A 13234-nucleotide genomic window follows, 5' to 3' on the forward strand; every position below is an offset into this window, starting at 1 on the left:
CCGGCGACTCCCGGATCAGCTCCTCGGCCGTGTCGACGACCACGCTCCTGACGAGGAAGAACGGCTCACGCTCGAACTCGTGGTGATAGAAGGTCGAGAGCAGCGCCCAGTAGAGCGGAGCGTGGCCGCCGGCGAGCGGCCCGAACAGGCCGCCCGGCACCTGCGCGAACAGCGGAGGTGGGACGGGCATCTCGTCAGGAACCTACCGCATGACGGCCCGCTTGGCCACGCTCAGGTCCACGATCTCCACACCTGCGACTGAGCTCGTACGGCGTGGATCGCGTCAGCACGCTATCCAAGCAGTCCTTGCCGTAGGAGTTTCCTGGCGAGTTCGTAGATATCGCTCTTGTCTCTGGATCGCCGACGGCCGACCGCGACAATGAGAACGGTGACCTCTCGTCGCTCGACGCGGTAGACGATGCGGTACCGTTGACCGACGGCGCGGACACTGCGGAAGCCAGCAAGGTCGGCGATCAGCGGCTTGCCCTGTTGCTCGGGCGATCTGGTGAGCTGATCGGCGCGTTGCGTGATGAGACGTCTGATGCGTTGGTCCGGGATGGCTTCGACGAGCTTGAGCGCGGTCTCAGTCCAGGTGATCGTGAACGCGCGATCCGCGCTCATACGCCGAGACGCTTCTTGGCCTCCGTATGACTGACCGTGCGCCCACGCTTGAAGTCCTCGAGACTTTCTCGGAGCGCCGTGACCATCTCGGGGTCCCCGAGAATCTCCAGTGTTTCGACGATGCTCTCGTAGAACTCCCACGGCAGAATCGCCAGCACGGGCTCGCCGCGACGCGTGATCGTCACGACGCGCTCTGGCGTCCGAGCGAGCTTCTCGGGGAGCTCCAGGAGAGCCTTGCGCGCTTCGGAAATCGTGAGTTCGGTCATCGGCGCCTCTTGTACAGACCAATGTACAAGCGGATGGACGGATTCGCAACCACGAACCGGCTGGAAGGGCTATCGGCATCGTGGACCTCGCAGCCGCGGCGAGGCTCCAGGGCGGGTCGGGCCGTGGGCCTCGCGGAGGCGTGCTACTTCCGGGGGCCCGAGCCGAGAGGGCGACGGGGTGAGGAGCGTCTACACGCCGTCTACACGCACAAAACGGGCACCTCGGAGTCCATCCGAAGTGCCCGTTTTCAATGGTGGGCCGTCAAGGACTCGAACCTTGGACCCGCTGATTAAGAGTCACATCCGGCAGGGCAGCATCGGACACCATCGCGCAGAATCCGCAACAATGACGCGGCTGAAACGCGCCGACCTGGGCTCGATTCTGTGCGTTGCTTGATCTGGCTTTTCCCCCAGTTTTGACCCGCCCAGGTTGCCCGCCGGCATCAGGCGTTGACCGGCTGGCGCCCAAACTTCTGCCGCTTGAGTGTGGGCAGATTCCTGATGGTCTTGCCGACTCTCTCCTCGGCTAGCCGCAGCTCATAGAGGCTCTGGAGGTTGAGCCAGAATTCTGGGCTCGTGCCAAAGAAGTGCCCCAAGCGCAGGGCGGTGTCGCCGGTGAGGGCCCGCTGTCCGTTCAGGATCCCCGTGATGCGGTTCGTCGGCACCTTCACCTGGCGGGCCAGTTCCGCGGCGCTCATACCGAGCGCCTTCAGTTCTTCAGCAAGATGTTCGCCAGGATGGATCGCCAAGCGTGCCATGGTTTGCTTTCCCGTCCCCTAATGATAGTCCACGATTTCAACATTGACCGGGCCCACGGAACCCTCCGGCCACTCGAAACAGATGCGCCACTGGTCGTTGATGCGAATGCTGTACTGGCCCGTCCGGTCGCCGCTCAGCGTCTCGAATCGGTTACCTGGCAAGGCAGCCAAGTCCTTCACCGACACGGCCGCGTCAAGACGATCGAGCCTCAGCTGCGCGGACCGTGCGAACCCAGAGAACGCCTTAACTCGCTTCCCGGCGGCAAATTCTCGAGTGCGCTTGTCCCGGTAGCTGACGATCATCTCCTATGGTGGCGTAGATTATGCGTGACGTCAAGCGTAACTGTTAGGGATGGGAGACCTCAACCGCGCCAGCCGTCCTGCCTGCGCGCCGGGAGTTCCTGGTCAGCGCGGGGCGCTCGCGCGGCTGTGGACGGAGGAGCCACTGCCTTTCTGTTTACCCCGAGTTCACCCGGAGATGGGCTGCGGTCCTCACGCTGGAAACCGACAAGCGTCTGTCATTATGTCTGGTCCCTTCTGTCAGTCGTTGCAGAAGACGAAGGGACGCGGGCGACGAACGAAGCCGTGTGGCATGCTGGGCGAGCAGCCCCCTATCCGCGGGTCGCGGTCTTTGCCACTCGCCGTCTACCGCTCGCGGTCATCGGCCGGGGTACAAGCGACGCGAGCGCCGGGTCCGCTGCACTGGGTGGTTCGGGCGGCCCTTGAACGTCCTTGTTCAACCCCACGATCCGGTGCGTGCTCATCTACCACGTCGAGCCCTCGACAAGGAGAAAATCGAGTCTCGACCCACTCTGGCGCAGCCGGATCAGTGGAGCGTATTCGGGGTCGTTGTACCAAGCCCGTGCCTGCTCCATCGACGGGAACTCAATGAGAGTGAGACCGGTGAGCTGAGGTGGGGTGCCTTCAAGCACTTCCCAGGGATCACTCGATCGGACGATGTATTTCCCACCGTGCTTCGCAACGAGTTCTCCGACCTTCTCGCGATACGTCGGGCCCCATGAGGCATCCCAAATATTGTAGAGTCCGACCGCATAGGCTGCCATACCCCCTCCATCCGATTCTGTTTGCACGCCAGGTTGTTCGCCCTGGTCAGGTGCACGGCGGCGAATAGAGATAGAAGCCGGCGTCGTACCAAGTTTCCTCGAACCGCGCGCCTCCTCGCCCGCCGGGTGCATGTGCCGGGGCAGGTGGGCATTGGCGTCGAACTTGACGAGAACTGTGCGAGCATCTGTCGTGTCGTCGTTACGGAGTAGTTTCCAAGCGATCCCGGGCCATTTCGTCGGAACCCAGTCAAAGTTTGCTGGAGTCGATCTCGACAACTTTTGCCAAATGGTCCTCTCCTCAACGTCGCCATCAAGGCTGCTACGATCGGGACGGGGCCGTCATTCCGCTGGCACGATACGCCGCCGTGCGCGAGCAGGAACGATCCGGCGGAGGCGGCGAGGCGCTGACCGTCGAGCCGAAGGCTCAACTTGCCCTCCACGACGTACCAGGCTTTCCGTTGTGGCATGCGTGTACCAGTTTCCCTGAGTTGTTCGGGTCGCCACGAGTCATTGCACGGGGACGGCCAACGGTTCGCCCTTCTTCGCAACGTGGAAGACCAGGAATTTCAGAGGCGCCGTCTGGCTGGCATTCTTGTCGTCGTGCACGGTGCGGGGCGGCAGGCTGCCGCTCTGGCCCACAGTAAGTGTGACGGATGGCTTGCCTGCGATCTCCAAGAGCATCGTTCCTTCGAGGATGTAGGCGAAGGCGTCGCCCGGGTGATAGTGCTTGCCCATGTTGGCGCCGGGCGCAAGCTCGGCCATGAACATGCTGGCTTCCTTCCCATCGCTCGTGACGAGGTCCGCCTTGTACAGTTCCGCCACGCTCACCTTGCCCTGTTGCATGGCGTTGACGAGCCCGGCTGCCGTGACCCCGAGGACCATTCCGAAAACGAGCGCTGCGCCTACCGTGAGCGTTGAGCGTCTCATGAGAACCTCCTGGCTCCTGAAGGTCGGACGTGACCGACCTCTTCGCAACCGTAGTGCCATACGCCGACCGACGCGGAAGTGCCCGCGGCATCCGTAGTTTTCCCTGTTGTCTCGGATGCCGACCCGCCATAGACTTCTGGTCGCGCTGGCTGTGGTATACCAGTTGCGGCCACGGGAGGGTTCGGATGGCGGATTCGACCTCGCTCCATCCCACGGACCGCATCCTCGGCAACGCCACAGCGATGGCCGAGTTGCGTGCACAGATCCGTCACCTCGCCACCTTCGACACCGTAGGAAGTCCCCATGTACCCACCCTGCTGCTGCAGGGCGAGACAGGTACGGGCAAAGGACTGCTCGCGAGGGTCATCCACGACAGCGGTCCGCGCGCTCACGGGCCATTCGTGGACGTCAACTGCGCCGCCATTCCAGAGCATCTGCTCGAAGCCGAGCTGTTTGGTTTCGACGTCGGTGCCTTCACCGACGCCAAGCGCGCGAAGCCCGGGCTGTTCGAGTCAGCTTCCGGCGGCACGCTCTTCCTCGATGAGATCGAAGCGTTGCCGATGACCCTACAGGGTAAGCTCCTGCGATCGATCGAGGACAAGCGCGTGCGTCGACTCGGAGCGGTTACCGAGCACGCGGTGGACGTGAAGGTCGTGGCGGCCGCGCAGCGCCAGCTCCACGAGGCGGTGGCCGAGAAGCGCTTCCGACCGGATCTCTACCACCGCCTTGCCGTCGTCGTCGTCCAGATTCCGCCGCTGCGCGAGCGGTCTGACGACATCGTTTTGCTGGCGAAGTACTTCCTGAATGTCTACGCCAGCGCACATGGACTCGCCACAAAGCAGCTTGCTCCCGATGCGCAAACGTGGTTGTGGACGTACGACTGGCCAGGAAACGTACGCGAGTTAGCGCACCTCATGGAGCGGATCACATTGCTCGTGCCTGAGCCGGTCGTCGTTGCACACGTGCTGAAGCGCCTGTTGGTCACGCATCCGCGTCTCGCAGGTCCATCGGTGCCGGAGACGTCCGTTCCGTCGATTGTCGGCGGGGACGAGGAGCAGATCCGAGCAGCCATCGCTCGAACCCATGGCAACGTCGTGCGGGCCGCGCGCCTCCTGGGGCTGAGTCGAAACGCGTTCCGCTATCGGATGCTCCGCTATGGTATCGAGCGTCGGCCCACGGCGCACGCGGACGGTCCTGCCGAACGCCACGCCGAAGTCTCGGAGAATGATTCGGGTGGCGCAGTCCACGTCCACGTGGACGGTGCGGAGCCGACCTGGGAGAAGAAGCTCGTTGCGGTCGCGACCATCCACCTGACGTTCCCTCGGACAGCGGACATCGATGCGGCGCATCCTCAGCCGTGGACGCTTGCGAAGCGCTGGGAGCAGATCCTCACGGACAAAGTGCACGGCTTCGGAGGCATCCTCCTCAACAGCAGCCCGTGTTTATTCACCGCGCTGTTCGGTATCCCACACACGCTGGAGCAGATGGCGGTACGTGCCTTACACGCTGCGCTCGCAATCCGCCACGCCGTGGCCGAGACGGCGACGGTGGACAGCCCTGAGCTGCGCGCCGCCGTCCACCTTGGCGACGTGCTCCTGGACCTCCGGCCCCCCTTTATTCCCGCACGGCTTCTCGCTGTTGGCGATACCTTGGCCTATCCCATACGGCTGCTCGGTCAGGCTGCAGCCGGCGAGGTCGCCGTCTCGTCCGCCGTCCAGCGTGTCGTCGCGCGCGACTGCTCGCTGGTCGCGCGCGAGATCGTCGTAGAACTCGGCGGTGCGAGTCCGGATCGTGCGTACATCGTCACCAGCATCCGGCCGGTCGGTGCTCACCGCACTAGCCGGTTCGTCGGACGCGAGCGTGAGCTCGCGGAACTCTCCCGGATGCTCGACCACGTGTCGCAAGGACGCGGGCAAGTGGTGGCCATCGTTGGCGAGGCCGGTGTCGGCAAGTCGCGGCTGCGCCATGAGTTCACCGAAGCCGTCCGCGCGTCGTGCCTTGTCGTCGAGGCCGTCTCCTCACCCGGGCAGTCGCATGCGTTTGTGCCGCTCATCGAGATGCTCAAGCGCTATTTCGCAATCGACGCCCGTGACGACAAACGGATGCGGCGTGAGAAGGTCACCGAGCGAGTCCTCACCCTCGACAAGCATCTCGAGGAGACGCTGCCGTATCTTCTCCCGCTCCTCGATGTCGTCGATCCTCGCTCGACACTCGCACAGATGGATCCAGCAGCGCGCCGGCGACGCACGTTCGACGCCGTCAAGGCGTTGCTGCTGCGTGAGAGCCTCAACCAGCCCATCCTCGTCGTCGTGGAGGACCTTCACGGCATCGACGACGAGACGCTCGGGTTCCTGGACGTCCTGGTCGATGCCGTGCCCGAGGCGCGCGTTCTGCTACTCGTGACGTACCGGCCGGAGCACGGGCATGGCTGGAGCGGCAAGACCTACTACACGCAACTGCGGCTCGATCCGCTCGATGCAAAACAGGCCGACGAGATGACGGCAGCGCTCGTCGGCGAGGCGCCAGATCTAAAGGAACTCGTCGTGCGCAAAGCGCAAGGCAACCCGCTCTTCATCGAGGAAATCGCCCGGGCGCTGCTCGATGGCGGCCCGGACGCGTTCGAGCTGCCGCCCACGATCCAGGGCGTGCTCGCCGCGCGCGTCGATCAGCTGGCCAAAGATGAACGCGCGCTGCTTCAGACGCTGGCCGTACTGGGCCACGAGTTCCCGCTTACCCTTGTGCAAAACGTTTGGGATGGTACCGCCGACGAACTGCGAGTGCTCCTCGCACGACTGCAGGCGAGCGAGTTCATCCGCGAGCGCCCCGCGTTGCCGGAAACAACGTACAGTTTCAAGCACGCGCTGACGCGAGACGTCGCTTACACCGCCCTGGATCCCGAGCTGCGGCGCCGCGTGCACGTCCGAGCCGCGGAGGCGACCGAAACGCTCTTCGCCGATGGACTCGATGATCACTACCACGTCCTCGCGCATCATGCGCAGCGGGCCGGCCTGACCTCGAAGGCCGTCGACTACCTCGGGCTAGCAGGCCGGCAGGCTGTCCAGCGCTCGGCCTACGCCGAGGCGATCGCCCATTTTAGGAGCTCGCTCGCGCTGCTGTCCTCGCTGCCGCCCGGCCGTGAGCGAAATCAGCGGGAGCTCGGAGTACAGACCTCGCTGGGCGCCGCGCTCATGGCCACTGAGGGGATGGGGGCGCCGCAGGTCGAGGAGGTGTTCCAGCGCGCCCGCGAGTTGTGCCGCGAGGTCGGCGAGACGCCACAACTGTTCCGGGTGTTGCAGGGGCTTAGTGTCTTCTATGCGCTGCGCGTCAAGCTGCGGACGTCGGAGGAACTGGCTGACGAGCGCCGGCGACTGGCCGAGCGGCTCGAGAATCCGGCCCTCGTCCTGCAGGCCCAGATTGCCCGGGGACACGTCTTGCTCGCTCTCGGCGAGCTGCCAGCGGCCCGCGCCGAGCTTGAGCGGGCGGCAGGACTCTACGACCCACGTCAGCATCATGCATTGGCCTTCGGCGGCGTCGATCCCAGTGGCCGAGACCATGCGGCCATCGTTCTTTGGTTGCTCGGCTATCCGGACAAGGCGCTGGCGAGCATGCGGCAGATGCTGGCGATCGCTCGCGAACAGCCGCACCCGTTCACGTTGACCGTGGCTCAGCTCTTCGCGGCGATGCTGCATCAACTGCGCCGCGAGAGCGGGCTGACGCGCGAGTGGGCGGAAGCCGCCACGGTGCTGACGACACGGCATGCTTTCGCCATGTGGCGGGCCATGGCGCTCGTGCTGAGCGGCTGGGCCTTCGCAGCAGAGGGGGACACAAGCGAGGGCATTCTGCGGATGCGTCGCGGCATCGACGACTGGCGTGCGACGGGAGCGGAACTTCTGCGCCCGTATTTTCTGGGCCTCCTCGCCGAGGCGCTCGCGTACTCGGGTGGGCATGACGAAGGGCTGTTGCTACTTGGCGAAGCGCTCGATATTGTTCGCCGGACCGAGCAACACTGGTGTGAGGCCGACCTGCTCCGCCTGCAAGGCGACGTCCTGCTCGCCGCCGCGCGTGAGCGCGAGGCCGCCGCCTCGCTCGACGCCGCGCTCGGGCTCGCTCGACGGCAAGAAGCGAAGTCGCTCGAGTTGCGGGCCGCGATGAGTCTGTCTCGTCTCTTGCAACGCCGAGGCGACTATGACGAAGCGCAAACGCTATTGGCCGGCGTTCACGGTTGGTTCTCCGAAGGATTCGATACGCCCGACCTGAGGCAAGCCGCCACGCTCCTCAGGTAGTAGGCATTAAGAATGAACGCTTTGCGCGTGGCTGCCGGGATCTGAACCGCGATCCGCTGCGGGCTGTTGCTCCCGCGAAAAGACGGCGCACGCCCAGTCCCCTGTCAGACACTCAAACTCGGGGGACCGGGGCTTCGACGGGGCAACGTCGGGGCAAAATCCGTTCCCCCGTTGCTTGCTCCAGTAAGCCGTTTCCCCCCGGATTTCGTGCGGCGCCGAGTTATCACCTGCTGATCGAAAATCAGCGGGCACTTCCGCTTTTCCGGAAGTGCCCGTGATCATTGGTGGGCCGTCAAGGACTCGAACCTTGGACCCGCTGATTAAGAGTCAGCTGCTCTACCAACTGAGCTAACGGCCCGTCTCCCCGTGGTGCGCCTGGCGGGAGTCGAAGCCAGCCTGCGGCTCCCGAGCGGATGCCAGGACGGACATCAGGGTACAGCCAGCGAGAAGCCAAGACAATCCCGACCTTTTCAGAACCGGCCCGAGTCTCGGGGAGGACCCGTCACTCATCGGCGCTCGCGCCGCGGGGCGAGGTAGATGGTCGCCGGCTTGCACCTGCACACAGGAGAGCGCGGCGACGGCGAAGCCGATCGCAGCCGCACCAGGAGGCAGTCATGACGAAACCAGCAATCCTCACCGCCGGCGCCCTGGCCATCAACGCCTGCCTCGGCGGCCAGACCAGTGCGCAGGTGGCGCCGTCCGCGGCCGTCGGCGAGCGCCAGGGCGTGGTGATCGCCGAGCGGGCCACCCTGGCCGCCACCGTGAAGGACATCGACCGGAGCCAGCGGCTGATGACCCTGCAGATCCGCGAGGACAGGACCGTCAAGCTCGACGTGCCCAAGGAGGTCAAGAACTTCGATCAGATCAATGTCGGCGACGCGGTCGAGGCCGAGTTCCTGAACGCGGTCGCCATCGCCATGCGGCCTGCCGGGACGCCGGCCGCACCGACCGAGGCGACGACGGTCAAGGTGGCGCCCCGGGGCGATCTGCCTGCCGGAGCAGTAGTGAAGACCAAGCAGATCACGGCCACCGTGGAGACGATCGACTACGACTCGCGAACGGTGACCCTCAAGGGCCCGGAGGGCGAGACTCGCACGATCGCCGTCGATCCAAGCGTCGAGCGCTTCCGCGACGTGAAGGTCGGGGACCAGGTCGTCGTGCGGCACACGGAGGCGCTAGCCATCATCATCAAGAGAGAGTCCTGACCGGAGTAGTGGTGCGCGCAGGCGCCTTGGGGGTAGACTCGTCGGCACCGCGATTGCCCGTGCTCGCGGCTGGAGGTGGGCGATGCTCGGATTCCTTCTTGGCGTGATCGCTGGCGGGCTGGCCGGCTATTACTGGCGAGGAAACATTCGCGACTACGTTTCTACCCGCGTCCCCGATCTCCGTAACCGAGCGGCGGATGGCCTGGGCACCCTCGGCGAGCGGGCCAGCACCGTGCTCGAGCGAGCGCGAACGCGCATCGATACCACCGTACGGACGGGGCAACAACGGCTGCGGACGACGGGCAGGACCGAAGGAGAGCCGGGGCAGGGGTCTGGCCTCGGGGCGTCCGGTGCCGGCGAGCACGGATAACCTCACCAACCCGGTGGTGTGGTGGTGCGCCTGGCAGGAGTCGAACCTGCGGCCTTTGGCTTCGGAGGCCAACGCTCTATCCAACTGAGCTACAGGCGCGTCCGGCTCCGGTGAGCTGGGGTGACCGAGGGGAATCGAACCCCCAACCCCTGGAGCCACAGTCCAGTGCTCTAACCAATTGAGCTACGGTCACCGCGGGACTGAGCGAGGATTCATGCTACCGGCGGCCTCCGGGCGTGTCAACCGACGCTCCCTCCGCAAGCGCCCGGCGCATGGCCTCCAACCCTTCCCGGGGCCCCCGCAGCGGCGTCGTCAGCAGGGCCCGGGCGCGGTCGGTGCGCAGGCCGGCGTTCAGCGGGCGGGGGGCGCGCTGGCTCAGCTCCGCGGTGGGCACCGGGGTCAGCGACTCCGGGTCCAGGTCGAACACCTCGCAGGCCGTACGGGCGAAGGCGTAGCGATCGAGAATGTCCGGGCCGGCGACGTGGATCACGCCTCCCACCCCGCGCTCGGCCAGCTCCACGCTGGCCGCGGCGAGGTCCTCGTTGTAGGTCGGGCTCGAGCGCTGATCGACCGCCACTGTCATCCGCTCGCCCGCTCGGAGCCGCCGGAGAAGCTGGTAGACGAAGTTCTTGCCCTGCGGCTCGGGCCCGTACACCACGGTGGTACGGACGACAAGGCTGCCGGGATTCGCCTGCACGACGGCGCGCTCGCCCTCGAGCTTGCTCCGGCCGTAGACGGACAGCGGGTCGGGCTGGTCGGCCTCGCCGTAGGGGCCGGCCCGGCCGTCGAACACGTACTCGGTCGAGTAATAGATGAAGCGGGCCCCCCGCCGGGCGGCCAGGCGGGCTGCGGCGGCCGGCGCGTCGCGGTTCGCGCGGTACGCCTCGGCCGGGACCTCCTCGCAGTAGTCGACGTGGATGAGGCCGGCCGCGCAGAAGATCCAGTCGGGCCGGGTCTCGTCGATGATCCGCTCGGTGGCGGCGGCATCGGTGAAGTCGAGCTGCCGCGTGGACGGCGCTGGCGTCCGGTGGTGGGTGGCGATCACGCGATGGCCGCGGGCGGCGAGGCGGACGCTGAGGGCGGCTCCCACCTGGCCAGAGGCGCCGACGACCAGGGCGCGCATGGGCGCGCGCTAGCTTTCCGACTCCCGCGGGGAGGGACCGCCGTCGATCACGATGGTCTCGCCCGTCATGAACGAGGAGGCGTCCGAAGCCAGGAAGATGGCCGGGTACGCGATCTCCTCCACGCGACCCCAGCGCCCCATCGCCACGCGGGCCGCCACGGCTCGATACGTCTTGTCGGCGTCGGGATCGGTCTTGCGCAGCACCTCGATGTAACCCTCGGTCTCCACCGGGCCCGGGGCGATGCAGTTCACCCTGATGCCCTGACGAGCCCAGGCCACGGCCAGCGCGCGGGTGAGGTTGATGACGGCGGCCTTGGCAGCGCCGTAGTGCGGCATCATGGTCGAGCCGTACACGCCCGCGATGGAGGCGAGGTTGATGATGGCGCCGCCGCCATCCTGCTTCACCATCTGCCGGTAGGCGTGCTTGCAGCCCAGGAACACGCCGTTGAGGTTGATGCCCACCACGGCGTTCCAGCCGCTGAGCGAGATGTCCTCCGGGCGCGCCCGAAACGAGGCGCCGGCGTTGTTGACCATGACGTCGAGCCGGCCGAACTCGTGGGCCGCGCGCTCCACGAGCGCCTGGACCTGCTCCTCGACCCGGACGTCGACGACCATGGCGAAGGCGCGCCGGCCCAGGTCCTTGATGGCCTTGGCCACCGGCTCGACGTGTTCCGCCTTGCGGCTGCACACCGCCACGTCGGCGCCGGCCCGCGCGAACTCGAGCGCGATCGACTTGCCGATGCCGGTGCCCCCGCCAGTCACGATCGCCGAACGGCCTTCCAGCGAGAAGGGTGAGCGCGTCATGCGCGGACCATATCTCACGACCGCCGGGGTGTCGAGGGGGTGGCGGCCCGGAGCCGGGCGGCGCGTGTCCCGATGACACCCGGGCGGCATCGCGTCGCCGAGGGCCAGTGCCGCGCGCTGGCCGCGCTACGGCAAGCGCATGTTTTCGCTGCGGGCGTCGGACAGTACCAGGCTTGGCACCGTCGTTGCTCCCTCGCGCCTCGTGACTGCTCTTTCTCCAGAACGCGAGGTGCTAGCCATGAGCATCGCGGGGTCGATCCACCTGGACGCCACGGCCCAGACACCGGGCCGGGCCATCCTGGTCGCCGACGACGAAGACGCGCTCCGAACAATGATCTGCGAATACCTGGAGGAATGCGGGCACGAAGTCTTGCCGGCCGCCAACGGCATGGAGGCCGTCCGCCTCATCGAGCAGGGGCTGTGCGCTGCGGTCGTGCTGGATCTCGCGATGCCGCGGATGGGCGGGCTCGATGCGATTCCGCGGATCCTGAAGCTGGAGCCCTCGATCCCCATCATCGTCGTGACCGGGTATGCCAGCCCGCGGGCCGTCGGCGAGCTCCAGCACTGGTCGGTGCCGGTTCTGTCCAAGCCTATCGACCTGCCCCAGCTCGAGGCCATGCTCGCCCGGGGCCTGGGGGCTAGCGGGGCAGCGTAATCTCGGCCTGCTTGCGGGGCACTTCCTGCTCGACGCGTTGCCACAGCGCGCCGAGCTCGAGGCGGCTTCCATTGGCCTCGGCACACCCGGCGAGCTTGTCCACCAGGCTCCGCGCCTCCTGCACCCGGCGGCGCGGGGCCTTGGCGGCGCGCCGGACGTCATCGTCGGCGGTGGTCTTCGCCTCCACCCAGGCCTGCTCGACGTGAGCCACCAGTAGCACGACCCGCTGCAGCTGGTCGTCGACGTACGTGTCCCACTCCCCGGCGCTGGCGAAGCGCGGACAGCGATCGCGCAGGATGCCTTCGAAGTGCTCGGTCAGGCGGCGCACCTCGTCCAGGTGATGCGCGACGCGCGGCCACACCGCCGCGGCGGGAAGCTCGCCCGCCGTCGCCGGCATGGCCGCCAGGACGACCAGCACCGCGATCCGAACGATCCTCACCCGTGCAGTATAGGGTCAGGCCGCCGCCCGGCGCACCGGGGCTTCCTCGCGCAGGCGCCGCTCCACCAGGCCCCAGTCGATGTTGCGGAAGAAGGCAGCCACGTACTTCGCCCGCTCGGTCGCCTTGTAGTCGCGCATGAAGGCGTGTTCCCACACGTCCATGACGAGCAGGGGCTTGAAGCCGGCGGGGATCCCCTCCGCGTGCAGCGTGATCCAGTGGTTGCTGAGCCGGTCGGTCACGGGATCCTGGAACAGGACGACCCAGCCCACGCCGCGCATCTCGGCGATGGCCTGAAAATCCCCCGTCCACTGCTCGACGCCCCCGTAGCCCTGGTCGAGGGCCTGGGCGAGCCCCGAGCCGGCCGGCGGCTTCGCGTTACCGGCCCGCCGCAGATTCTCGAAGTAGTACTCGTGCAGGATCATGCCGCCGTACTCGAAGCCCAGCCGGCGGGTCAGCTCGGCGAACTCCGGGTTCTTGCCGGACGCCTTGCCCTGCCCGCGCATCTCCGCCAGCTCCTGGTTGAGCGCGTTCACCTGCTTGACGTAGCCGGCGTAGAGCTGCAGGTGTTCGGCGATCTGGGCGTCGGAGATGCCGTCGAGCCCGTGGAGATGGTCAAACTGCTGCTCTTTGTAGGTCTTCACGTTCCCTGTCGCCATCGTCGTTGACCTCCCAAGCGAAAACGGGCCGAGTTTTGTATCATCTCGCCGAGCAAATTCTC

The 13234-nt window shown here is 66.5% G+C and carries 14 protein-coding genes and 3 tRNA genes; 3 read left to right on the top strand and 14 right to left on the bottom strand.

All coding sequences use genetic code 11. The annotated features are described in order from the left end of the window. From VFR64_02815 to VFR64_02845, 7 genes are all read right to left on the bottom strand, one after another. A partial coding sequence (locus VFR64_02815; GenBank protein ID HET9488679.1) for a hypothetical protein occupies nucleotides 1-190 on the bottom strand: 190 nt, incomplete at its 3' end. 101 nt (nucleotides 191-291) lie between these two features. Further along, entirely contained in the window at nucleotides 292-621 is a 330-nt protein-coding gene (locus VFR64_02820) for a type II toxin-antitoxin system RelE/ParE family toxin (protein HET9488680.1), read from the bottom strand. Then, a complete protein-coding gene (locus VFR64_02825) occupies nucleotides 618-887 on the bottom strand; it encodes a type II toxin-antitoxin system prevent-host-death family antitoxin (GenBank protein HET9488681.1) in 270 nt (89 codons plus the stop codon). The genes VFR64_02820 and VFR64_02825 overlap by 4 nt, the downstream gene beginning before the upstream one ends. 443 nt (nucleotides 888-1330) lie before the next feature. Next, nucleotides 1331-1645 (bottom strand): HigA family addiction module antitoxin, encoded by a 315-nt coding sequence (locus VFR64_02830; GenBank protein HET9488682.1) that lies wholly within the window; start codon nucleotides 1643-1645, stop codon nucleotides 1331-1333. 18 nt (nucleotides 1646-1663) lie between these two features. Then, entirely contained in the window at nucleotides 1664-1948 is a 285-nt protein-coding gene (locus VFR64_02835; GenBank protein ID HET9488683.1) for a type II toxin-antitoxin system RelE/ParE family toxin, read from the bottom strand. Between the two features lie 461 nt (nucleotides 1949-2409). Then, nucleotides 2410-2709: a DUF1330 domain-containing protein gene (locus VFR64_02840; protein HET9488684.1), complete on the bottom strand. Its 300-nt coding sequence runs from the start codon at nucleotides 2707-2709 to the stop codon at nucleotides 2410-2412. Nucleotides 2710-3216: 507 nt separating this feature from the next. Beyond that, nucleotides 3217-3636: a cupin domain-containing protein gene (locus VFR64_02845; protein ID HET9488685.1), complete on the bottom strand. Its 420-nt coding sequence runs from the start codon at nucleotides 3634-3636 to the stop codon at nucleotides 3217-3219. Between the two features lie 185 nt (nucleotides 3637-3821). On the opposite strand from VFR64_02845, the gene VFR64_02850 reads away from it, so the two are divergent. Continuing rightward, the gene (locus tag VFR64_02850; protein HET9488686.1) at nucleotides 3822-7919 is read left to right on the top strand and encodes a sigma 54-interacting transcriptional regulator; all 4098 of its coding nucleotides are present in this window, start codon (nucleotides 3822-3824) and stop codon (nucleotides 7917-7919) included. A 282-nt stretch (nucleotides 7920-8201) separates the two neighbouring features. On the opposite strand, the gene VFR64_02855 is transcribed toward VFR64_02850, so the two are convergent. Further along, nucleotides 8202-8277: transfer RNA gene (locus tag VFR64_02855), tRNA-Lys, on the bottom strand. 256 nt (nucleotides 8278-8533) lie between these two features. Between VFR64_02855 and VFR64_02860 the strand changes: the two genes are divergently transcribed. Next, on the top strand, nucleotides 8534-9124 hold the full coding sequence (locus tag VFR64_02860; protein ID HET9488687.1) for a hypothetical protein: 591 nt from the start codon (nucleotides 8534-8536) through the stop codon (nucleotides 9122-9124). Nucleotides 9125-9516: 392 nt separating this feature from the next. Here VFR64_02860 and VFR64_02865 read toward each other — a convergent pair. From VFR64_02865 to VFR64_02880, 4 genes are all read right to left on the bottom strand, one after another. Further along, nucleotides 9517-9593: transfer RNA gene (locus VFR64_02865), tRNA-Arg, on the bottom strand. A gap of 17 nt (nucleotides 9594-9610) precedes the next feature. Further along, nucleotides 9611-9687, bottom strand: a tRNA-His gene (locus tag VFR64_02870). A gap of 24 nt (nucleotides 9688-9711) precedes the next feature. Continuing rightward, on the bottom strand, nucleotides 9712-10617 hold the full coding sequence (gene rfbD / locus VFR64_02875) for a dTDP-4-dehydrorhamnose reductase (GenBank protein ID HET9488688.1): 906 nt from the start codon (nucleotides 10615-10617) through the stop codon (nucleotides 9712-9714). 9 nt (nucleotides 10618-10626) lie between these two features. Then, the gene (locus VFR64_02880) at nucleotides 10627-11421 is read right to left on the bottom strand and encodes a glucose 1-dehydrogenase (protein HET9488689.1); all 795 of its coding nucleotides are present in this window, start codon (nucleotides 11419-11421) and stop codon (nucleotides 10627-10629) included. A 238-nt stretch (nucleotides 11422-11659) separates the two neighbouring features. Between VFR64_02880 and VFR64_02885 the strand changes: the two genes are divergently transcribed. Then, a complete protein-coding gene (locus tag VFR64_02885) occupies nucleotides 11660-12076 on the top strand; it encodes a response regulator (protein ID HET9488690.1) in 417 nt (138 codons plus the stop codon). Here VFR64_02885 and VFR64_02890 read toward each other — a convergent pair. Beyond that, a complete protein-coding gene (locus VFR64_02890; protein ID HET9488691.1) occupies nucleotides 12060-12515 on the bottom strand; it encodes a hypothetical protein in 456 nt (151 codons plus the stop codon). The two genes, VFR64_02885 and VFR64_02890, sit on opposite strands and share 17 nt — an antisense overlap. 15 nt (nucleotides 12516-12530) lie before the next feature. After that, complete coding sequence (locus tag VFR64_02895; protein HET9488692.1) at nucleotides 12531-13157, bottom strand: Fe-Mn family superoxide dismutase; 627 nt, start codon at nucleotides 13155-13157, stop codon at nucleotides 12531-12533. Nucleotides 13158-13234 lie beyond the last annotated feature (77 nt).

Source organism: Candidatus Methylomirabilota bacterium (assembly GCA_035709005.1).
In the GTDB taxonomy this organism is placed as follows: domain Bacteria; phylum Methylomirabilota; class Methylomirabilia; order Rokubacteriales; family CSP1-6; genus 40CM-4-69-5.